Genomic DNA, 20473 nt, shown 5'->3' on the forward strand with positions numbered 1-20473 from the left:
GCATGCAAAAATATGACCCTTCGAATCCTGATGGCCTTAACCAAAGCTTGGAGAACGCCATTTCTGGCAACGGCGTTCCCGTACTCTCGTGGCGCTATACCATTCCGGCGCGCTGCGGAGCCGCGGTGCGACTGGATGCGGGGCAATGCCTGACGATCACCAATCCCAGCGGCTGGCAGGTCTGTGATTTCTGGGCGTTCAAAGCCAGTGATCTGGGCGAGTTCATGTCCATGGAGCATGTGCACACAGACCTCCTATCGGTGTCTCCAAAAGTCGGGGATCGGCTGGTCAGCAATCTGCGCAATCCCTTGCTGTCTCTAACCCAGGACAGTTCGCCGGGTGTACATGATACTCTGATCGCCAGTTGTGATTGGAACCGCTACAAACAGCTGGGCTGCACGGAATACCACGACAACTGCGCGGATAACCTGCGGCAAGCATTGCTCGCGATCGGTCAAAAAGCACCGCATGTGCCTGCGCCGTTTAATCTATGGATGAATGTCCCGATCAAAGCAGACGGGGCGCTTGATTGGGAGCCGCCAGTTTCCAAGCCGGGGGAAACGATCACCTTTCAGGCGGAGATGTCGGTCTACGCAGTGATGTCAGCCTGCCCGCAGGACATCACTCCGGTAAACGGGTCCGAAGGCAAACCGGCAACATTAGAATTTGTTGTACATGATGGGTGACGGTGGAAGCATTTTCTCGGCCCGTTGGGTTCTTGTTGATGCGTTTCACAGCCGCAAAGATTGTGCGATCCATGTCCAGGATGGGAAGATAGGTGAAATTGCCCCCCTACAAGACCTGACCTCGCGGTTTCCTGCGGCCGAGGTCCACATTGGCGAGAATGTCGCGATCCTGCCTGGCTTTGTGAACGCACATCACCATTGTTTCGGGGTGAATCTGGTCAATCAGGGTATCTCTGACGACCTGCTGGAGCCATGGATATTCGCCACGGCTGGTGCGGCTGCTATCTCGACAAAAACATCGACTGAATATGCTGCTCTACGCCTGCTGAAAAATGGTGTGACGGCTGTCGTTGATGCCTGCACTGCTGGAGAAACAGCGAGGCTCGCGGAGATGAAAGTCCGCGAAAAACTAGAGATCTATACCGGCCTGGGCATATCCTGCGCCGTTGCTCCAGGAGAGCGCTGGCAAAATCGTATTGTTCATCAATCAGGGCAGGACCATGCCTTCCTAACGAAATTGCCAGAGCCTCTGCGTGATAAGCTGGAGCATCAGCACCTTACCCGTGCGCGGTTGAACCCGGCCGAATACTTGGATCTCATTCTTCGCCTGGCGGAAGAACACGCGCAGGCCGAAACATCAGACGTCTGGTTCGGGCCGACAGCTCCCCATTGGACCAGCCCGCAACTCCTGAAAGAAATCGCCTGCGCGGTAAGAGAACGAGGCCTGCGTATGCAGACCCATGTAGAGGAATCCCTGCTACAGCATCTATCCGCTGGAAGGCCTGACAATAAAAACCCCGTCGCAGAACTGGCCGATATCGGTTTGCTGGGCGAAAAGCTGTCCTTGGCCCATATGGTTTGGGCGGACGAATATGCTCTTCGGGAAGTGGCCGACACAGGGGCGCATATCGTGTGCAATCCAAGTTCAAATTTGCGGCTTCGCTCTGGAATTGCGCCCGCTTGGAAAATGAAACGCCTCGGCATCAATCTCGCGTTGGGGATGGATGGAACCAGCCTCGCGGGTGACGACGATATGTTTGCTGAGATGCGGCTGGCGCGGAACCTATATGGGTCTGCTGATCCCTTAGGGCCTGGCCTGACGGCGCCGGATGTCTTTGACATGGCCACAATGGGCGGCGCGCGATTGATGGGAATGGATCAAAGTATCGGCAGTCTAAATGACGGCAAGCGTGCAAATTTCATAGTTGTCAGCTTGGACCGTCTTCAGGGCCCTTGGTTGGCGGAAAGTGTTGACCCCGTCGAGCTGCTCGTCAGCAGCGCCAAGACTTCGGATATCCAGTCTGTCTATGTCGGTGGCTCCTTGACCGTATCGCAAGGCAAAGTCTGCAATCGAAACGAACACGATGTCCTTGAAAACATAAACGAAGAAATGCAGCGCGCGGCTGATCAAAGGCTAAGCACACAAGACTATGCAATCGTCAGGTCCGCCTTGCTGCGGTGGTATGACAATTGGCTGACGCATAGCGCCCAACTCAGGTGACAAGGAGCAAAGTAAATGCAGAAGAAAATCACATGGCCTAATGGCGCTCGATGCGCCTGTGCGATCACTTTCGATATTGATGCCGACAGTTTGATCCATATCTCCAAACCAGCAGACGGACATGACCGGTTGTACCCCATATCGATGGGCCGATACGGCCCGACAGTTGCCATCCCGCGGATATTGGAAACATACAAAAGACTGGGTTTGAAGCAGTCCTTTTTCGCGCCAGGTTGGGTCGTCGAACAATACCCGGATGTTATGGAATCCATCCTGAAGGAGGGTCATGAAATCGGGCACCATGGGTATTTGCACGAAGACCCAACGAGCCATAGCCCTTCAGAGCAGGAATACTGGTTTGAACGTGCGCTGGTGTCCCACGCGCGCATCCTTGGCAACAAACCAAAAGGCTATCGCGCGCCAGTTTATAACGTGACACAGGGTGTTATTGATCTGTTGAACAAACATGAGTTTGAATACGATAGTTCGCTAATGGCCGACGACCTTCCGTATATTATGCGGTCAAAGGGTCGATCACTTATCGAGCTGCCAGTGCATTGGGGCACAGATGACTGGCCGCAATTCGCCCACTATGATGAGATCGGTTATATGATGCCTGTTGCCGGACCTACTGCGGGACTCTCGCCTTTTTGGGAAGAATTCGAAGCCCAATATGAGGCCGACGGCTTTTGGATTGGTATCTGGCATCCGTTTCTGACCGGGCGCTTGGCGCGCTGGCGGCAAGTCGAAAAATGGCTGGAGTCGGTCTTGGATCGGGGAGACGTCTGGTTTGCGTCACTCGAAGAGATAGCGCGACATGTCCGGTCGCAATATGGCGCCGATGCCGAGAGTGTTCGCGTTGAAGAGCTGCCTTACTATAGCGCCCCGGTCTTGACCAAATGACAATAGAACAACGGGCGCAGGATTTTTTGGCGGCTCTGAATGCGCATCCAAACATTTTTACCGATGTGCTAGAAGACAGGCTACTGGCGGATGCTCGTGCAGCGGACGCTAGGCAAGAGCGTGGAACCCCATTAAGCCCGCTTGACGGGCAGTTCTTGGCGGTAAAGGCCAATATCGATATTCAGGGCTTACGCAGCCACTCGGGATCGCGACTTTACCGTCCTGAGCCAGCGCAAAGTGACGCACCAATCGTGGCCCGGATGCGGGCGGCAGGGCTCATCGTCATTGGGCATACGAATATGTCTGAGTTTGCCTTCTCAGGACTGGGCCTCAACCCGCACTTTGGCACCCCGCCCAATGCTTTGAGGCAGGATTTGGTGCCTGGCGGATCATCAAGCGGCTCGGCCACGGCGGTTGCATTGGGACTGGCGGATTTAGCCCTAGGTACGGACACTTCCGGTTCCGTCCGCATCCCAGCCGCCTGCCAGGGGATCATCGGGTTTCGTCCCTCTATTGGTCGCTATGACGACATCGGAATTTTTCCACTGGCCCCTTCGCTGGACACGCCGGGCCCTCTTGCCCGACGTGTTGAATCGATCAGATCACTGGATAGCTTACTCACCCGAGATCGTAACCCCGGACAAAATTGCAAGCGCATAATATGCCTAGATGAGAAGTCATTGGACGACTACGCGCCCGAAATAGGAGCCATGTACCGCATAGTCGTAGAGCAACTGGCGGACACTGAATTTGATTTAGAGGTCCGGACCATCCACAGTTTTGCGCGGGTCAACGATCTGTTTCATACACACGGGACACTTGTCGGGGCCGAAGCCTACCGCCTGCTAAAAAATGTAGTCCAGGCAGATCATATCGCCCTAGACCCCAGAGTAAGAGATCGCCTCTCTCACTCTGCGACAATCAGCGATGAAAACATGCGCACATTGCTTGCCGCGAGGCGGATGATGATTGAAACCTTTGAGGCCGAACTACAAGGTGGCATGCTGCTCTACCCAACTCTTCCGTCTCCCCCTCCGTCCATTCAGGACGTCATAGGCGATCCGACCATATTCGCGCGGGAGAATGCACATATCCTTTCAGTGTCGATGAAAGCCGCATTCCTGAATGCGCCGACGATTACTTTACCGGTTGGATCAGGGGTACCAGGATGCAGTCTCTCGCTGACGTCTAGCACGGGTGCAGATAAAGATTTGCTCACCACCGCGGTCCGGTTGGAGCCAATTTTTAGGGCGATCTGTGACAGATGAACTTCTTTAAAAGTTGGCGAAATTCTCTTCATTTGTAAGATGTTCACCCAGGCTTCACCTTCAAGGAGACCATTCAATCCATAAAGGTGAAGACATGACCACAATCCTTAGAATTGACGCGAGTGTGCGTCGAACCGACAATTCTGTTGCTGCCTATAACTCTATTTCCAGGAGCCTTGCGGACAGTTTTGTAGCGCAGTGGGAAGAGGCTGAACCCGAAGTAGAAGTTATCCTGAGGGATGTTGGCATGACCCCACCGGACTTCATTTGTAATGACTGGATTGCTTCGGTGTTTACGCCTGACGCCGAGCGCACTGAACAGCAAAAGAAGCTGGTGAGCCTCTCTGATACTCTGATTGACGAGCTTGACCGCGCTGATGTTCTTCTGATTTCCACCCCGATGTACAACTATGGCATGCCCGCTGCGCTGAAGGCCTGGTTTGATCAGATCATCCGGATAAACAAGACTTTTACTTTTGATCTTGGTCGTGGTGATTTTCCCTTAGAACCCATCATGTCTGGTAAAACTCTTGTTCTGCTGACATCGGCAGGTGAATTTGGGTTCGAAACAGGTGGAATCCGTGATGGGTCCGGTCACCTCTCCGCGCATATCAACACACTTCGAAACTACCTTGGCGCCGAGCACATGTTTGAGGCTGCTGCAGAATATCAGGAATTTGCGGACGAACGTCACGATTCATCGGTCGCTTCCGCACATGCCCGCGCCCAGGAAATTGCGCGGGACCTTTCTTCATAGGCCCTACACAACATTTAAGAGGAACCCGCTGATGAATGTGGGTTCCCAAAATCTTATTAGCCTCTAGGAGTTCTATTCTCAGCGATAGCGCAGTTTCAATGGAGCACGACGTAGCAGGGGGCTGCGCGGCTGGCGCCGGTCCGTCCAGGTTGCGGATGACTGCTGTCAGCTGCGGTTTCAACGGGTCGCTGCAACACAGGCTTCAAATTTCTCTGCTGGGGTCTGGTATTGCAAGGTCTTTCTGGGGCGCTCGTTGAGCTGGCGTGCAACGGCGCTGAGTTTAGCTTGACTGAAGCCTGATATATCAGTGCCTTTGGGGAAGTATTGTCTGCGAAGACGGTTGGTATTTTCGTTACTGCCTCTCTGCCATGGAGACTGAGGATCACAAAAGTAAACTTCGATCTTGGTGGCCATAGTGAACTTCGCATGACTGGCCATCTCGGACCCACGATCCCAAGTCAGCAATTTGTAGAGGTCCTTGGGAAACTTGCGCGCCTGCTTGATGAGGGCGGTGATGACGCTTTGTGTGTCCTTGTTTTCGATCTTCGCCAGCATCACAAAGCGGGAATGGCGTTCTACCAGCGTGGCGATGAACCTCCCGACTGATCGTCGAAGGTGACCGCTGCAAGACCCGCGCAATCGCGCGCAACGAACTCTTGGAAGCGAGGCCACGAGAATTCTCTTCTCGTTCCATTAAGGTCAGAGCAAGGCGGGATCTGGTGCGGGCTGGCGGACGAATGCCGCCGGTTACCGCAAGGTGCGGGAAAATCGATGATGACGCGCGATTAAAGCAACGCCCAATCGAACTCATCGACTCTCCACGCTGCCAGCGATCCCACATCTCCGACTTCTGATTATCAGTGTAAAATGTCCGCGTCCGATACTTCATGCCTAACACTCCATCCTTCCAAAAAGACTAGAGTGTTGCGACGACCCGTTGAAACCACAGCTCAGTGCCGACATTGAGGGCAAAAAGCCGCGTTTGACAGCTTGAATGTCCGCTTCCGGGAAGTCGAGACGCAATTTGTGCATGTGCGGCAATGAGAGTCAGCCTCCCTTCGCACTGGTCCGCTTTGGGCTGGGAGCTGTCATCCACGATTCTAGAAGGTTCGCGTGACAATCGCGGCGCATGGGCAACGGCGGCTATGCGCAGGTAGCGGAATTTGCAAAGTCAGTTCGAGCCGGTGTCTTGGCCGCCACGAACGGCCTATTTCGCTCAGAGTGGGCTTTCGGCTCTTCGCCACCATTCACTCACTATTCACCTATCGATCGCTCTCCCGCTGCTAAACTGTGAAGTTAAACACATCGCGCGGCAAAATCTTCCCCCCTTGCAATCAGCGCAAATTCTGACATAAGCGCCGCCATCCGGTCGCAGCCTACCCGGACATCAAAACAAGGGCCCCAAATATGAAAACACTTGTCATCTGCTCAGGCGGACTCGATTCCGTGTCGCTTGCGCATATCACCGCCAATGAGCACCAGCTCACCCGGCTTGTCTCTTTTGACTATGGCCAACGCCACCGCAAAGAGATTTACTTTGCAGAAGCCGCCGCCAAACGCCTGGGCGTTCCGTTCCACCTGATCGACATGCGCGGTGTCGGCGCGTCGCTGACCGGCTCCGCCTTGACCGACGACATCGATGTGCCCGACGGACATTACGAAGAGGAGACGATGCGTGCCACCGTGGTGCCCAACCGCAATGCAATTATGCTGTCGATTGGCTTTGGCATCGCAGCCGCAAAGGGGGATGAGGCTGTAGCCACGGCCGTCCATGGCGGCGATCACTTTATCTATCCCGACTGCCGCCCCAGCTTTACCCGTGCCTTTGACGCGATGCAGCAGGCGGCGCTGGACGGATATGCCGAGGTGCGCCTGCACACGCCATTTGTCGAACACAGTAAGGCCGAAATCGTGCGGCAAGGCGCCAAGCACGACACTCCTTTTGCCCAGACTTGGTCCTGCTACAAGGGTAACAAGGTGCATTGTGGACGCTGCGGTACCTGCGTGGAACGGCGCGAGGCCTTTCATCTCGCTGGGATCAGTGACCCCACGATCTATGCCGATCCGGACTATTGGACCCTGGCCCTGGCCACGCAAGGGGCAGGCTGATGTTTCGCATTCGCAAGGAGTTCCATTTTTCCGCCTCTCACCAACTGTCCCACCTGCCAAAGGATCACCAATGCGCACGGCTGCATGGACACAATTATATTGTCGTGGTCGAACTGGCGGCTAAGCAGCTGAATGCGGATGGCTTTGTGCGGGACTACCACGACCTAAAATCGCTCAAGTCCTATATCGACGATCATCTTGACCACCGGCATCTGAATGATGTGATGGACGGGCCTTCGACCGCCGAAAACATGGCCCGCCATTTTTATGATTGGTGTGCCGCGCGCTGGCCTGAAACCACAGCGGTGTTGGTCAGCGAGACCCCTAAGACCTGGGCGGAATACCGGCCATGACCCTGCGCATTGCCGAAATCTTCGGCCCGACGATACAGGGCGAAGGCGCCTTGATCGGGGAGCCAACTGTCTTTGTCCGCGCGGGCGGCTGCGATTTCCGGTGCAATTGGTGTGACAGCCTGCATGCGGTGGACAGCGAATACCGCCACAGCTGGGCGCCGATGACCGCAGAGGCGGTTTGGGACCGGGTACGCCAGCTTTCTGGCGATAGGCCCCTGACGGTCTCCTTGTCTGGCGGCAACCCAGCCATTCAGGACTTTGGCCCATTGATCGCGATGGGTCGCGCCGCTGGCTATCGCTTTGCCTGCGAGACGCAAGGCTCGATCGCGCGCCCATGGTTTGCCGATCTGGACACGCTGGTACTCTCTCCCAAGCCACCATCAAGCGGAGAGCAGGTGGACTGGGCGGGTTTTGACGCCTGTCGCAAGCTTGGTTCCCGCGCACGCCAGCAGGTTATGAAAATCGTGATTTTTGACGAGGCTGACTACCAATGGGCACAAGAGGTCCATGCGCGTTACAGCGACCTTCTGGACCTGTCGCGTTTTAGTGCCGCCCCAAGTGCTCGTTTAAGCCACCTTTCGTTCGAAGGCGACAGGGCTTTTCCAGCCCAGTGCTGAGTGACGGCGGCGTGGATTGTAGAACCCGTTTATGTATTCGAAGATCGCCATTTCAGCCTTCCGACGGGTCTCCCAAGGATGCCGCCAGATCAGTTCAGCTTTGATGGTCTTGAAGAACGTCTCGACGGCGGCGTTGTCGTAACAATTACCCTTACCGCTCATCGATACTTTGAAGCCGTTCTGGCGCAGGATTTTCTGGTAGTCATGGGAACAATATTGCGACCCGCGATCCGTATGATGGATGCAGCCTTTGGGCGGCTGCCGGAACGCGATGGCCATATTCAACGCCCGGATCGCCAAGTCGCGTTTCATCCGATTGCTCACGGCCCAGCCGATAACACGCCTTGAATGCAGATCGAGGATCACGGCCAGATACAGCCAGCCTTCGCGGGTCCAGACATAGCTGATATCCCCCGCCCACTTTTGATTTGGCAGGTCAGCTGAGAAGTTTCGATCCAGCAAGTTCGGCGCGATATTGAACTTGTGGTCACTGTCTGTCGTGACCTTGTGTTTGCGTGTTCTGACAACAGATATCCCGTTCTGGCGCATCAACCTGCCAACACGACGGTGGCCCACGTTCAAACCGATCTCCTTCAACTCTTCGGTCATTCGTGGGCGGCCATAGCTCCCCAAACTAAGCCGCGACTGCTCTTTGATATGAGCCAGCGTGACCAGATCAGATCGCTGCCTACGACTGGCTGGGCGACTGCGGAATGCGCGTAACCCGCGTGCGCTGACACCGACGACCTCGCACAACCGGGCGGCTGGAAAGCTGCCCCTGTGTTCTTCGACAAACCTAAATCTCATTGCTTTAGGCCCGCAAAGAACTGGGTGGCTTTTTTTAAGATCTCCCTCTCCTCCTTCAGGAGCCGGTTCTCCCGTCGAAGTCGATCATTCTCTTGAGCCAGGCTCAAATCCTCTTTGGAAACCACGTCTGTGTCTCGGTGTGCAGTGATCCATTTGTTCAACGTCGACATGCCAACACCCAGATCGTCAGCCACCTGCTTACGCGTCAGCCCACTGGTTAATGCGATGCGCACCGCATCTTGTCGAAATTCGTCTGTCCGTTTCAGTCCCATAGTTCATCTCCTTTGTTGCAGTAAATGCTATCAAAGGAGCGGCATCAAACCGTGACAGGTCCAGGGTGATCGAGAGTTTCGGGAAGGGCTCCTCAGCAAAGGGAACCGCAAGACTTTGATAGCCTTCCTCGACGTGACGCCGGCCTTCGGGCCAGTGTCGGTGAATATCTTGCCAATAGAATCTCAATAGTCGTTCACCAATGTCACCCTCCATTTTTGGCACACCGTAGTAAATCAATGCCAGAACGGCATCGGTGCGAACAACGCGGCGCACTTCCTCGTAGAACACTTCGAGATCGAACCAGTGAGCGGCTTGCGCCGCTGTAACCAAATCAATTGACCTGTCAGGCAGGCTTATCCGCTCTGCCGGTTCCGCTCGATAGGTGGCGTGTTTGTGTTCAGCGACATTCCCGAGCTGCGTGTCGCTGGGGTCTGTTGCCGTGACGTGATCAAAACGGTTCGCCAACAGGACAGATAACTGGCCACTCCTGCACCCGACGTCTAACGCCTGTTCTCTACTGGCACACCGATCTGCCAGTGCGTCGGCTAGGGCCGCCGGATAGGTAGGGCGGCTGGCGGCGTAGGCGGCTCCGCCCGACAAGAAGTGATTACTGCCGCCGTATGATGTGGGAGTGTTGTCCTTAGTCATTGGCCGTCTCCCGAGCAATGCGGCTTAGGCGATCCGCGAAGCTCTCGCGCTCAAGAGCTTCAACCTTCGCCTTCAGCATGGATCGCAGTGGTGCATCAATGAGCGGCCTCATCTGACTGGTCCAATTTGATTGTTCGTGCATGATCGGCCTGTGATCCATCGAGGTGATGGTTTCCGGGGCCGGTGGGCGGTAACCCAGTGCACTGTGTGGTCGCTTTGTGTTGTAGTGTTTCCTCCATTGCTCGATCATGATTTGTGCTTCTCGCAAGCTGTAGAAGACCTCGCCGTTGAGCAGTTCGTCCCGGAACCGGCCATTGTAGCTTTCGCAATATCCGTTCTCCCAAGGTGATCCTGGCTCAATGTAGGCGGTCATTCTCCCTCTGGAGCCGCTTCAGTTCCTTCAATTGATCCACGCCCATTCCCCCATATTGCTTGCGCCAACGGTAATAGGCTTGCTCAACAACGCCGATCTGTCTGATTGCATCCAGACGAGACATGCCTTGCCCCATCAAAACTTCAACCTGCCGTAACTTCGAGACAATCTCTTCGGGCTTCGGTCGCTTGTTTGCCATTCTTGGTCCTCCGTCTACTAAACATAGCGGTGGACCAGTTCAGTTGGGGAGGCTCAGGATCATGTCGGCGATGTACCGCGCCGTTCCGTCAATACGGTACTGGTGGATGACGATCGCATCGAGAAAGTGCTGGAGGACATGCGTTGGTTCTATGGAGCCAGTGACTGGTACGCGGAACGTGGTGTTCCCTAGCGTCGGGGGTATCTGTTTTACGGCTCTCCGGGCCCGGGAAAGTCGAGCCTCATTCGCGGGTTAGCCTCTGAGTTGTCATTGGATATTGCGTCGCTGGATATAGGGCGCGCGACGTTGACGGATGGTGATCTGCGTGAGGCGATGACGTGTGCCCCCAAGGGGTCGCTGATCATAATCGAGGATGTGGACGCCGTGTTTACGCAGCGCGAAGGTGGCGAGAAACGTTCGGGCGTCAGCTTTTCAGGTTTGCTCAATGCCATCGATGGCGTCGCGGCTCAGGAAGGGCGTGCGCTGGTTATGACAACGAACCGCAAGGAAAGATCGGACCCAGCCCTGGTTCGACCCGGTCGTGCCGATGTGCACACCGCACTTGGATTGGTAAGCGCAGCAACGGCCCGTCGACTGACCGAAGTTTTGCAACTGAAATCAGGTGACCTGATTTGGCACGAAGATGGCGTTTTTTGTCTTCGCTTTGCCGAAGTGCGGGCGACGGCTCAGACCGTGCTGTATGCCCCAGAGAGCAACGCTAGCGTCCTGGATGGGCAGGAGAGCCCGACTCGCCCTTAATCACCTACGGGCCACTCTGGAGCACTCTGGGGCTGTTAGAGCCGTGCCCGGCTTTCAGCGATTGACTGCGCCTGAGAAGATCCCAGTCCGGGACCAGGGCAGAGAGTACCTTCATCAACGGAGCAAGGAGCTTCGGCCCGGTGGGTTCAAGTCGGTGTGGTAAGGGGGCACTGTGGTGTGGCTGATGGCGCTGGTGCATCTCCTTGACCAGCACGGCATGTACCGGGTGACGCTGGATGCTGGGTGAGAGGTCCGGAAGCATGTGGAAGGCTGTCAGGTCACCCAGCAGACTTTCAGACAGATCGTAGGGATCGCCGCTGAGTTCAACGCCCGCCTCCAGGCTCAACAACGAAACATGCATCCCGAGAAAGTCGACCTCGACCACTGTAGTGTCGTTGATGAAGATCCTGGAGCGCCAGTCGCTGTTCAGGCTCTGTACCAGCCCCCATAGAACCTACCATTCAAGCCCCAGTCAGAGCGGCTAAAGTCCCGGCGGGTCGCGAGGTCCGGCAGGTCAGCCACATCAAGGGCAGGGATGATCGGGATGATCTTCTTGGAAATGTGAAGAGCGTTGTATCGGGAGGACGTATTCCAGTAGTTCGAGGACATCGACACGCCGATGCACAGCTCAGGATCTTCCAACCAAGCCACGTAGAGATCCAGGATCAGTACTCGAAGCTGGTGTCTGAACGCGGTCTTTGGCTTCGGCCCCGATGTCTTATCACTCGGAAGCTACTCGTCCCAGATGCGATCGCACAGGGTCGCGACCTCAGGGTGATCTGACCAGCGGTGGACATCTATGGGGCGGGAGTGTCAGGGGGTCGCTATGTCCCCCATTGTTTCCCTTTCTTCTGGTAAGGGAGGAAGAACCTGGGGGCTTTCCCCCCGCCTTATAGCTGTCGTTGGTGTTGACCGCAGGTGCAATGACGGGCTCTCGGCTAACTTGTGCGCCGAAATCAAGTGAGCATCTAAACGGCAAGCAAAGGCGTAAGGTCGCGCCGTTTCAGGCTACGCCGCGCCAGCTCACCATAGACCTGGCTCACCTGGCTACGGCCTTGTGCACCGGCCAGTCCGAATACCTTGGTCAGTTCTGGGAACAGCTCAAACAATTCCTGCATGCCTTTCCCTGACAATCCTCGTATTGCCTCAGGACCTGGCCAAAACGTTTCTGAGGCTATGCCCTCGGCAAAAACTACTTCATGGTGCTCCGTCATAAGGTGGACATAGGTGATCTCCTGATGAGGAAAGATCACCTGCCTGCTGCTTTCATCAATCTCTGCTAGCATCTTGGCTGAGATAAAGCTCTCACTGAACGGGGTTTCCCGATCAAAATGCTTGCGATTCACCAAGAGACGATGTTGCGGCGACAGTAACATAGGGCGTTCCGGTGCCAGTATCCCGCCAGGGGTAATGCAGTAGGGTCTCAGGTGGGGCTTTTGACTGAGCTCAGAGGGGGCGAGGGTCCGTTTCCCAACCCAAATCACGGGTTGGAATCCGTTATCAGCGGTTTGCAAAAGATCTCCTACCTGGATTTGACCCGCTGGCACAGCGCCGCGTTTTGTGGCCAGCGCAACGTCCGGCGTGAAACAGGGAATACCGGCGGAATGCAGCTGCGCATGGCTGGAGATTTGGGCAGGGGCCACACCTTGCAGCACCAGTTGCTCACCGCCAGGGAATGTCAGCAATGCGTTGCCAAACCCGTCGTCGCTTACAGACACATCCTGGGTGCGTACTGCGCCACCGGATCCGGTACCACCTATCAGCCCAGAGACATCCAGCTGATCGTTGTAGAATCCATCACTGTCATCATCAGAGATATTGAAGTCTGTAACCGTGTCGATACCACCCGAGGTGGTCAGGACCAACTCGTCGTAACCGTCTCCCAAGGTAATGCTGTCATCGCCGCTGCCCATGGTGATGGTGTCATCACCAGCCCCTGCATCAATGGACAGCCCGCCGCCATCTGCTGAGCCATCCACCACATCCGCCTGACCGCTCAGAATCAGTCTCTCGATCTCAGAGAACGTGACGGTATCGGTACCGTCCGTAACTGTTCCGGCTTCGTTGCCGGTATAGGTCACAGACAGGCCATTGCTAAGGCTGGAGAAATCTACGGTATCAAAGTCAACCCCGGCCTCACCGCCAGTCAAAGTGTCATTGCCAAAACTGTCTTCCATCAGGAAGGTATCGGAATCGGCCTCACCATGCATCACATCGTCGCCAGTGCCGCCGGCAAGGAGGTCGTTGTCGTTGCCACCATACATGGTATCGGCGCCGCTGCCACCTTCCAGCGTGTCATTGCCATCGGTCGCCACGATGCTGTCGTTGCCCACGCCGCCAACCAGGCTATCATCCCCTGCAGAGTTTCTCAGGGTATCGTCGCCTTCACCACCAATCAAAGTATCATTGCCAAGCCCAGTGGTCAGACTGTCATTGCCGAGGCCACCTTCGATGTAGTCATCGCCATCGCCACCAGAAATGGTATCTCCGCCGTCACCGCCAATCAGCGTATCGGAACCGGCCCCACCATCCAGAACATCGGCGCCATCGCCGCCGTCCAGACTGTCGTTGTCGTTGCCGCCAAACATCGTGTCGTCACCGATGCCGCCTTCCAGCGTGTCATTGCCATCCGTGGCCACGATACTGTCGTTGCCCACGCCACCAACCAGGCTGTCATCCCCAGCCGAGTTATGCAGCGTGTCGTTTCCCTCGCCACCGACCAGGGTGTCATTGCCGATACCGGTAGACAGAAAGTCATCGCCTTCTCCGCCATCAATATAGTCGTCGCCTTCTCCACCGGACAGGGTGTCGCCACCGGCACCCCCCATCAGCGTGTCTGCGCCGACACCGCCATCCATGACGTCGTCGCCCTCGCCGCCATCAAGGCTATCGTCGCCTTCTTCGCCCATCAGGGAGTCATTGCCGCCTTGACCGTAGACAACGTCGTCACCCTCTCCGGCCATGACTGTGTCAGATCCTTGTTCAATCGGCGTCAACACGGGGTCGTCGATCACATCTCCAGAGAGGGTAAACCCGGAGTAACCATCGCGTGTTTGCAAGGTAAATTCGATCGAGGAGCGATCTTCGAACTCAGCAGAAAACCAGGCGTCTTGATCGGTGTAATTGTTCATCTCCGATCCGGTTGCGGTCACCATATTTCCGTCGGTTTGAGTGGTCAGGGAGGAGTCTGAGGAAAGACCATAGGACGTAAAACTATTGCCATCGATGATGATGGCTTCGGCATCGCCCGCACCGCTGTTGTCATCTACGTCGTTGAAGGTGGCGGTTGAGTTCAAAACAACCGGTTCACCCGTTGCAGGGTCAAAGAATTCCAGCCTGAAGGTGGCGCGATCACCAGGTGTGTCACCATCCAGCAGGACTTCAGCGCCTTCTGTGTAGCCGAATTCCACCCACATATCGGGGTTGGTCTTTTCCACCAGAACCAGCTTGCCCCAGACCTTGCTACCGTCCTCCAGGGTCGCGATATCTCTAAAGATTGCATAGTCCCCGGCCGAGCCAAGATGGCCGTCATGGGAGACGCTGTCCATATTGGCAAGTTCGAGCTTCAGCGGGCTGGCGTCAGCGCCCTGCTCGAAGCCTTCACCCATGTCGCCATAGATAACATCACTGCCCGCACCCCCATCGATGATGTCGTGGCCTTCTTCCCCGGCGACCGTATCGCTGCCGCCACCGGCATCGATATAGTCATCACTGGTGCTGCCCCCCATCTGGTCATCATCTTCGGAGCCATAACTCGCGGCCTCCGCCGCTGCTTCCTCTGCCTCTTCCGCCTTCTCCTCGGCCTTCTCGGCAGCTTTCTCAGCTTCCTGTTCAGCCTTTTCAGCATCCTCGGCCGTTTCCTCGGCCAGCTTTTCGGCGTCCTTGGCTGCGTCTTCTGCGACCTTTGCCGCGTCCGTTGCGATTTGTTCTAGTTCTTCAGCTTCTTCCTGCAACTGCACAGCTGCCGCTTTTTCAGCGTCACTTGCAGTGTCATCATTCTGTATATCGTTGGCGGCGTCCTTTGCTTCTTTGGCCACCTCTGTCGCCTCAGCGGCAGTATTTGCAGCGACCTCAGCTGCCTGTTGCTTCTCATCAAAATCGGCCGCGGCCTCTGCGGCCGATTTTGCGGCCTCTTCGGCTGCCTTGGCCAGTAACTCGGCCTCTTTAGTTGCCTCCAGAGAGTCCGCTAGAGCAATCTGAGCCTTCTCGATAGCTTTCTGCTGGTGGTCACTCATGGTTCAGCTCATTTCGCGTTAGTATTGATGATCTGGAGCGAAACTAGAGAGTGGATCATAAGTTGTAGTTAATAATGAAGATCTTAGCTACTTTTGAAGACTGGGATGCATCAGGGGCTTTTGGCGCCACAGGCTGCTTAAACCACAAGAGGGTTTGGCTCATTGAATAGGTTAACATTCTGCCGCGTGTCGGCGGTGAAGCAAAACCCGCGCAACAACGGGCTTTGCCTTTGAGCCAAGAGGACATGCGCCGGATAACCTTCAAATCTGTAGGGCATGACGAAGACAACGCCGCATGGCGCTATCAGGGCGGTCTCGTATGACTTTGCGTTTCGCTGCAACCGAGTTTCAGCCGCTGCATAGGGTTATGCCACTTGTCCTAGAGGGCCAGTTCTACCGGGCCTAGATACGACGGAGCCTCTTGGGCGTCTAAAAACGATCTAAGGCGAAGGTCTCCAAGTTTATGTTTTGCCGTTCGTTGCACAGAGCACGGGCCAGTTTCTCGCCCGAGCTCGGAGCCATCATCAGCCCGTAATGAGAATGCCCGAAGTTAACGAAGAGTCCGGGCTGTCCGGCCACGGGTCCCAGAGCTGGCAAGCTATCGGGAAAGGAGGGGCGACGCCCCATCCAGAACCGGTTGTGTTGCAGCTCCATTCCAGGGAAAAGCGCCGTCGCAAGATCGATCAGTTGCTTTTCCCGTCTTTTGGTTGGTGGCGCATCAATCGGCGCAAATTCGGCCTGTCCTGCGATGCGTAGACCGCCCTCCATGCTGCTGGCCACCACCTTCGCATCCACATCCATGACCGAGTGATTGATTTCGATGCCGGGCTCCGGGAACTCCACATGATAGCCGCGCTCCGCCATGAGCGGGACCGAGAGACCAAGATTTTCCAATATGGCGCGGCTCCAAACGCCGAGGCAAATGATGACCCGCTCCGCTGCTAGGGTCTCCCCATCGCATTCAACCCTCCAGCCGCTTTCTGTTTTGCAGATCTCCCTAATCGAGGTCCGCTTGAAGGTTGCCCCCATTTTGCGCGCCTTGTCCGCGAGGATGGTGCTCAGCCTGCCAGGGGAAAGCACCCGGGCCTGGCCCTTGATCAGGATCGCAGCCGCAAATTCGGGGCTCAGCTCGGGTTCGTAAGACCGCAGGTGGTCGCTACCGACCAATTCCAGGTCCGCTCCCATTTGCGCACGTATACGGTAATCGATGGCGTCCAGGTTTGCGCGGGTGCCATCGCGAAAGGCGTGGATATACATGCTATCGCGCAGAAGGGTTTCGTGCCCGGTGCCCTTGAGATGCCTTTGATACAGTTCAATCGATGGGCCGCACAAATGCGACATTGCTTCGGCTGTTGCCTGCAGTTTATCCAGTCGGCCCTGTAGCAGGAAGCGGATGCCCCAGGGCAGCATTTTCCACATGACACGCGGGTCAATGGACAGGGGGCGTCCAGGGCCGAGCAAGAGCTTGGGAATGGTCTTCCATGTTCCGGGCAGGGATTGAGGGATGATTGACCATGGCGATACCACCCCCGCGTTGCCCAGAGAGGTCTCCTGGCCTGGTTCCCCCTGGTCGATTACGGTTACTGGCACGCCGCGCTCTAGAAGGGATAGCGCAGTGCAAATGCCAATAATTCCTGCACCCAGAATTGTGACTGGCTTTTGGTGGTCAGGCGAGAGCATCTGCGCCTCGCCGCGTCATGATCTGGCTGATGATAGCAGGAGCCGCGATTACAAGTGCCACCAGATCCGCTTCAAGCGAGGGGGCGATAAAGACCAACCCTGCCACAGCCATCAGGATGCGCAAGAGGGTTCCCATTGGGGCCAGCCAGTAGCCAACGACTGCTGCTGACAGGGCAATGACGCCTGCGATGCAGCTTGCGGCAGTATATGTAAACTCCCATAGGTCAAAGCCTGTGGAGGAGACAAACAATAGGACCGGCGCATAGACAAAGGCCATTGGGGCGACGACCTTTCCCAGTCCAAGCGAGAAGGCGCTGATGCCGGTTCGGAAAGGATTGGAGTTCGCAATCGCCGCCGCCGCATAGGCTGAGGTGCACACTGGCGGGGTAATCTCGGCCACCACGCCATAATAGAGCACGAACATATGGGACGCGATCGGCGGGATGCCCAGCTGTGCCAGAGCGGGCTGAGCCACAGAGACAAGCATGATGTAAAGAGCGGTCGTGGGAACACCAGCCCCCATCAAAATACAGGCCAAAGCGATGAACACGAGGCTGATAAAGAGTGTCAGATCCTCAACCGTATAGAGCTGGAAGGTGCCGAACTGGAACATCCAAACCAGATCATTGCCAAGATTGGAGGCGGCCTGCGTGACCATAAAGCCAATGCGAAAGCCAACACCGGTGGTATTGATTACCCCAATGACGATCCCAACTGCCGCAGAAGCAGCACCGACAGCCAGAGCATATTTTACCCCGGTCTCAAATGTGTCGGCCATTTCCCGCAGGGTCACTTGTCGTTGGGGGTTCAAAGTGGCCAGAACGGCGCCGCTGACCAGAATAGCGGACATTGCCAGATCAAAGCCGCCGCCCATATATTTCCAGATCACGAACCCGATGAAAGCCAGAGCGTAGATCAAGGTGACTGGCGCTCTCATTCGGCTCATGCCTGCAATGATCGCAAGTGAAATACCACAAAATGCAGACATATAAGGCGTATAGCCTGAAAACAGCACCACCAGCAGGCCGATCAAAGGAACAATGTTTGCCCAACCATCGGACCAGACCGCGCGAAGCTTTGGCAGTGCCTCTTTCGACATCCCCTTAAGGCCAAGCCGACGGGCCATCAGATGGACAACTGCAAAAACCCCAACGTAATGCAACAAGGCTGGAAAGATCGCTGCAATCACGATCGTTGTGTAGGGCATCTCCAGGAACTCAGCCATGATAAAGGCTGCCGCCCCCATGATCGGCGGGGTGATCTGTCCGCCAGCGGAAGCTGCGGCCTCTACCCCGCCTGCAAAGTGGCCGGGATATCCTAACCGTTTCATGTTGGGGATCGTCAGTGCGCCAGTTGAAACCGTATTGGCGACAGAGGACCCTGAGATCGTCCCGAAGAACGCCGATGATACCACTGAAACTTTGGCAGGTCCGCCGGTATAACGGCCGGCAAGGATGGTGGCATTGTCGATGAACAGCTGCCCCAACCCGGTGCGCTGCGCAATTACGCCAAACAGCACGAAGTGGAAGACGATGGTTGAAACAACCCAGAGCGTCACGCCAAAAATACCTTCCTGCGGAAAATACATTGACGACACGAAGGTGTTGAATTTGACGCCTGGATGCTTGAGCAGCCCCGGAAAATAGGGGCCAAACAGGGCATAACAGATAAAAATACTGATGATCAGGGGCAGGATCCAACCGAGTGTCCGGCGTGCGATATCAAGTACCAGAACGATCAATATACATCCAAACAGGATATCCCAGCGGTTGGGGTTCCCCATGCGGAAGGTCATTTCTTCGACGCCCATCCACTCAATTCCGCGCCAGGCCAGGCCGAGATATAGCGCGGCCATTACTCCGAGGATCATCAGCGCAATATCCAGATAGGGCACGCCTGCGAACCTCAGTCGACCGGTCCTGAGATCGAATGCAGTCTTAGTTTTGAATATTGGATAGAATGAATAGGTCAGGATGAAGAGCCCTGACAGGTGCCAGCCCATGTGCCAGTAGTCAGGCGGCAGGGCAAAGCCCGCAGTGAGATAGTGATAAACTGCAAAGCTCAGCGCGACATATCGCAGGAACTTTCCAAATGCTGGTGTGACAGCGCGTGTCGCGGCCCCTTCGTCATATTTTTCCTCGATGGCGGCCAGCTCTTGTTCTGAAAGCTCGCGCAGGTCTTCTACTCGCTGATCGCTCATCGCGTCCCTCGTTGCCGTAGTAGTTCAGTAGGAAGATGTTCAGGCGGCATCAGGAAACCGCCTGAACAAAGGAAGCCGACTTATTCCAGAAGACCGGCTTCTTGGTAGAACTTTTGGGCCCCAGGATGCAGGGGCACACCAAGCGCAGAAATACCGTTAAGGGCTGTTTCTGCCGTGATCTGTTTGCCCTTGGCATGGCCACTGTCCAGCAACCTGCGTGTATTGTCGTTCCAGAGCGCTGAGGTGATCCCGTAGACAAGCTCATCCGACAAATCCGAAGACACAACCAGGAGCGCCGACACAGCTGGTGTCTTTACGTCATAAGAAATGCCATCATAAACGCCCGCGGGGATTTTGGACGGGATATAGGCCGGGATCAATTCGTTGATCTTGGCGAGATCTTCATCGGTGAAGCTATGTAGCTCCATGCCCTTGGTCGTGGCCAACTGCACCATGGCAGAGACGGGCCAACCCGCAGCATAGAAATACGCATCAAGCTGTCCATCTGCCAGGCGTTCGGCTGACTGCGAGTTGTTCAGCTCTGCCTCGTCCATGTTATCACGCGTGACACCCCATTCTGCGAGCATCATTTCGACGGCAACCTGTGTGCCTGAACCAGCTTGGGCGATACCTACGCGTTTTTCCGCAAGATCCGACAGGCTGGTCACGCTTTGGCCCTTTGGCAAGACAAGGTGCAGATCCTCAGGGTAGAGGTTGGCGACGATCCGAAGTTTTTCATGCGGTTTGCCGTCAAACTTTCCCTCGCCCAGGAACATAGAGCGGGTCACATCGGCCGCAGCCATGCCTGCTTCCAGCTCTCCATTTTGAACAGCCGTGTTGTTGAACACCGATGCGGTTGTGGATTGCGCGATCGCGATCAACCCTGGCACACCGCATTGCCCCCCCTGATCACAGGGCCGTGCGCCCGGAGGCGCGGAGATGCCATTGGCGATGGTGCCGCCGATTGGAAAATATGTCCCCCCAGCGCTGCCAGTGCCGATCCGGAAAAACGTCGGATCTTGTGCAAATGCCGCTCCTGCCGACAGGGTCGCCGCAGCGGCCAGAGCCAATAATTTTGTAGCTAAATTCATCCCAAACTCCCCGT

General features: G+C 55.9%; 18 protein-coding genes and 2 pseudogenes. 9 read left to right on the plus strand and 11 right to left on the minus strand.

Annotated elements, in window-relative coordinates; all coding sequences use genetic code 11:
* Nucleotides 1-2 precede the first annotated feature (2 nt).
* The 5 genes from MED193_RS17875 (at nucleotide 3) to MED193_RS17895 (ending at nucleotide 5115) form a co-directional block, all read left to right on the plus strand.
* Nucleotides 3-686, plus strand: coding sequence for a DUF1989 domain-containing protein (locus tag MED193_RS17875; RefSeq protein ID WP_039967013.1), 684 nt, complete (start codon nucleotides 3-5; stop codon nucleotides 684-686).
* Nucleotides 676-2187 (plus strand): amidohydrolase family protein, encoded by a 1512-nt coding sequence (locus MED193_RS17880; protein WP_009811164.1) that lies wholly within the window; start codon nucleotides 676-678, stop codon nucleotides 2185-2187. Before MED193_RS17875 ends, MED193_RS17880 begins: the two co-directional genes overlap by 11 nt.
* A 15-nt stretch (nucleotides 2188-2202) precedes the next feature.
* Nucleotides 2203-3090, plus strand: a complete 888-nt coding sequence (locus tag MED193_RS17885; protein ID WP_009811165.1) for a polysaccharide deacetylase — start codon at nucleotides 2203-2205, stop codon at nucleotides 3088-3090.
* A complete protein-coding gene (locus tag MED193_RS17890; RefSeq protein ID WP_009811166.1) occupies nucleotides 3087-4358 on the plus strand; it encodes an amidase family protein in 1272 nt (423 codons plus the stop codon). Before MED193_RS17885 ends, MED193_RS17890 begins: the two co-directional genes overlap by 4 nt.
* A gap of 94 nt (nucleotides 4359-4452) precedes the next feature.
* Nucleotides 4453-5115 (plus strand): FMN-dependent NADH-azoreductase, encoded by a 663-nt coding sequence (locus MED193_RS17895; protein WP_039966362.1) that lies wholly within the window; start codon nucleotides 4453-4455, stop codon nucleotides 5113-5115.
* 177 nt (nucleotides 5116-5292) lie between these two features.
* Here MED193_RS17895 and MED193_RS22655 read toward each other — a convergent pair.
* Nucleotides 5293-6004, minus strand: a pseudogene (locus MED193_RS22655) (IS30 family transposase).
* Between the two features lie 518 nt (nucleotides 6005-6522).
* Between MED193_RS22655 and queC the strand changes: the two are divergent.
* From queC to queE, 3 genes are read left to right on the plus strand one after another with little or no spacing between them, the layout of a single operon-like run.
* Nucleotides 6523-7224: a 7-cyano-7-deazaguanine synthase QueC gene (queC, locus tag MED193_RS17905; RefSeq protein ID WP_009811169.1), complete on the plus strand. Its 702-nt coding sequence runs from the start codon at nucleotides 6523-6525 to the stop codon at nucleotides 7222-7224.
* Nucleotides 7224-7577, plus strand: a complete 354-nt coding sequence (gene queD / locus MED193_RS17910; protein ID WP_009811170.1) for a 6-carboxytetrahydropterin synthase QueD — start codon at nucleotides 7224-7226, stop codon at nucleotides 7575-7577. The genes queC and queD overlap by 1 nt, the downstream gene beginning before the upstream one ends.
* On the plus strand, nucleotides 7574-8194 hold the full coding sequence (queE, locus tag MED193_RS17915; RefSeq protein WP_009811171.1) for a 7-carboxy-7-deazaguanine synthase QueE: 621 nt from the start codon (nucleotides 7574-7576) through the stop codon (nucleotides 8192-8194). The genes queD and queE overlap by 4 nt, the downstream gene beginning before the upstream one ends.
* On the opposite strand, the gene MED193_RS17920 is transcribed toward queE, so the two are convergent.
* The 4 genes and pseudogenes from MED193_RS17920 to MED193_RS17935 form a co-directional block, all read right to left on the minus strand.
* A protein-coding gene (locus tag MED193_RS17920) for an IS3-like element ISRosp1 family transposase (protein WP_085978289.1) occupies nucleotides 8144-9273 on the minus strand; the annotation gives its coding sequence in 2 pieces (ribosomal slippage) (nucleotides 8144-9042 and nucleotides 9042-9273; 1131 coding nt in all). The genes queE and MED193_RS17920 overlap by 51 nt on opposite strands.
* Nucleotides 9200-9922 carry a class I SAM-dependent methyltransferase gene (locus MED193_RS22660; RefSeq protein ID WP_009811173.1) on the minus strand — a complete coding sequence of 241 codons (723 nt, stop codon included), beginning with the start codon at nucleotides 9920-9922 and terminating at the stop codon, nucleotides 9200-9202. The genes MED193_RS17920 and MED193_RS22660 overlap by 74 nt, the downstream gene beginning before the upstream one ends.
* 172 nt (nucleotides 9923-10094) lie before the next feature.
* A pseudogene (locus MED193_RS22365) lies at nucleotides 10095-10292 on the minus strand (transposase); the annotation flags it as partial.
* Complete coding sequence (locus MED193_RS17935; RefSeq protein ID WP_009811175.1) at nucleotides 10279-10494, minus strand: transposase; 216 nt, start codon at nucleotides 10492-10494, stop codon at nucleotides 10279-10281. The pseudogene MED193_RS22365 and the gene MED193_RS17935, both read right to left, overlap by 14 nt.
* A gap of 204 nt (nucleotides 10495-10698) precedes the next feature.
* Here MED193_RS17935 and MED193_RS17940 point away from each other — a divergent pair, with 204 nt between their 5' ends.
* The gene (locus MED193_RS17940) at nucleotides 10699-11253 is read left to right on the plus strand and encodes an AAA family ATPase (protein WP_083790497.1); all 555 of its coding nucleotides are present in this window, start codon (nucleotides 10699-10701) and stop codon (nucleotides 11251-11253) included.
* A 4-nt stretch (nucleotides 11254-11257) separates the two neighbouring features.
* On the opposite strand, the gene MED193_RS17945 is transcribed toward MED193_RS17940, so the two are convergent.
* The 6 genes from MED193_RS17945 to MED193_RS17970 all read right to left on the minus strand — a co-directional run bounded on the left by MED193_RS17945 (nucleotide 11258) and on the right by MED193_RS17970 (nucleotide 20459).
* Nucleotides 11258-11614, minus strand: coding sequence for a hypothetical protein (locus tag MED193_RS17945; protein WP_157041406.1), 357 nt, complete (start codon nucleotides 11612-11614; stop codon nucleotides 11258-11260).
* 65 nt (nucleotides 11615-11679) lie between these two features.
* On the minus strand, nucleotides 11680-11904 hold the full coding sequence (locus MED193_RS17950; RefSeq protein WP_039966364.1) for a hypothetical protein: 225 nt from the start codon (nucleotides 11902-11904) through the stop codon (nucleotides 11680-11682).
* A 317-nt stretch (nucleotides 11905-12221) separates the two neighbouring features.
* Nucleotides 12222-15488, minus strand: coding sequence for a Hint domain-containing protein (locus tag MED193_RS17955; RefSeq protein ID WP_009811180.1), 3267 nt, complete (start codon nucleotides 15486-15488; stop codon nucleotides 12222-12224).
* A 429-nt stretch (nucleotides 15489-15917) separates the two neighbouring features.
* A complete protein-coding gene (locus MED193_RS17960) occupies nucleotides 15918-17168 on the minus strand; it encodes an FAD-binding oxidoreductase (protein ID WP_009811181.1) in 1251 nt (416 codons plus the stop codon).
* Entirely contained in the window at nucleotides 17155-19368 is a 2214-nt protein-coding gene (locus MED193_RS17965; RefSeq protein WP_009811182.1) for a TRAP transporter fused permease subunit, read from the minus strand. The genes MED193_RS17960 and MED193_RS17965 overlap by 14 nt, the downstream gene beginning before the upstream one ends.
* Nucleotides 19369-19448: 80 nt before the next feature.
* Nucleotides 19449-20459: a TAXI family TRAP transporter solute-binding subunit gene (locus MED193_RS17970; protein ID WP_039966367.1), complete on the minus strand. Its 1011-nt coding sequence runs from the start codon at nucleotides 20457-20459 to the stop codon at nucleotides 19449-19451.
* Between the last annotated feature and the right edge of the window lie 14 nt (nucleotides 20460-20473).

Source organism: Roseobacter sp. MED193 (genome assembly GCF_000152965.1).
In the GTDB taxonomy this organism is placed as follows: domain Bacteria; phylum Pseudomonadota; class Alphaproteobacteria; order Rhodobacterales; family Rhodobacteraceae; genus Pseudophaeobacter.

What these genes read in the sequence shown, in the direction of transcription:
- MED193_RS17885 (WP_009811165.1), top strand. Translation starts at nt 2,203, where the DNA reads ATGCAGAAGAAAATCACATGGCCTAATGGCGCTCGATGCGCCTGTGCG.
- MED193_RS17890 (WP_009811166.1), top strand. Translation starts at nt 3,087, where the DNA reads ATGACAATAGAACAACGGGCGCAGGATTTTTTGGCGGCTCTGAATGCG.
- queC (WP_009811169.1), top strand. Translation starts at nt 6,523, where the DNA reads ATGAAAACACTTGTCATCTGCTCAGGCGGACTCGATTCCGTGTCGCTT.
- MED193_RS17875 (WP_039967013.1), top strand. Translation starts at nt 3, where the DNA reads ATGCAAAAATATGACCCTTCGAATCCTGATGGCCTTAACCAAAGCTTG.
- MED193_RS17880 (WP_009811164.1), top strand. Translation starts at nt 676, where the DNA reads ATGATGGGTGACGGTGGAAGCATTTTCTCGGCCCGTTGGGTTCTTGTT.
- MED193_RS17935 (WP_009811175.1), bottom strand. Translation starts at nt 10,494, where the DNA reads ATGGCAAACAAGCGACCGAAGCCCGAAGAGATTGTCTCGAAGTTACGG.
- MED193_RS17895 (WP_039966362.1), top strand. Translation starts at nt 4,453, where the DNA reads ATGACCACAATCCTTAGAATTGACGCGAGTGTGCGTCGAACCGACAAT.
- MED193_RS17970 (WP_039966367.1), bottom strand. Translation starts at nt 20,459, where the DNA reads ATGAATTTAGCTACAAAATTATTGGCTCTGGCCGCTGCGGCGACCCTG.
- MED193_RS17965 (WP_009811182.1), bottom strand. Translation starts at nt 19,368, where the DNA reads ATGAGCGATCAGCGAGTAGAAGACCTGCGCGAGCTTTCAGAACAAGAG.
- queE (WP_009811171.1), top strand. Translation starts at nt 7,574, where the DNA reads ATGACCCTGCGCATTGCCGAAATCTTCGGCCCGACGATACAGGGCGAA.
- MED193_RS17945 (WP_157041406.1), bottom strand. Translation starts at nt 11,614, where the DNA reads ATGCATGTTTCGTTGTTGAGCCTGGAGGCGGGCGTTGAACTCAGCGGC.
- MED193_RS17955 (WP_009811180.1), bottom strand. Translation starts at nt 15,488, where the DNA reads ATGAGTGACCACCAGCAGAAAGCTATCGAGAAGGCTCAGATTGCTCTA.
- MED193_RS22660 (WP_009811173.1), bottom strand. Translation starts at nt 9,922, where the DNA reads ATGACTAAGGACAACACTCCCACATCATACGGCGGCAGTAATCACTTC.
- queD (WP_009811170.1), top strand. Translation starts at nt 7,224, where the DNA reads ATGTTTCGCATTCGCAAGGAGTTCCATTTTTCCGCCTCTCACCAACTG.
- MED193_RS17960 (WP_009811181.1), bottom strand. Translation starts at nt 17,168, where the DNA reads ATGCTCTCGCCTGACCACCAAAAGCCAGTCACAATTCTGGGTGCAGGA.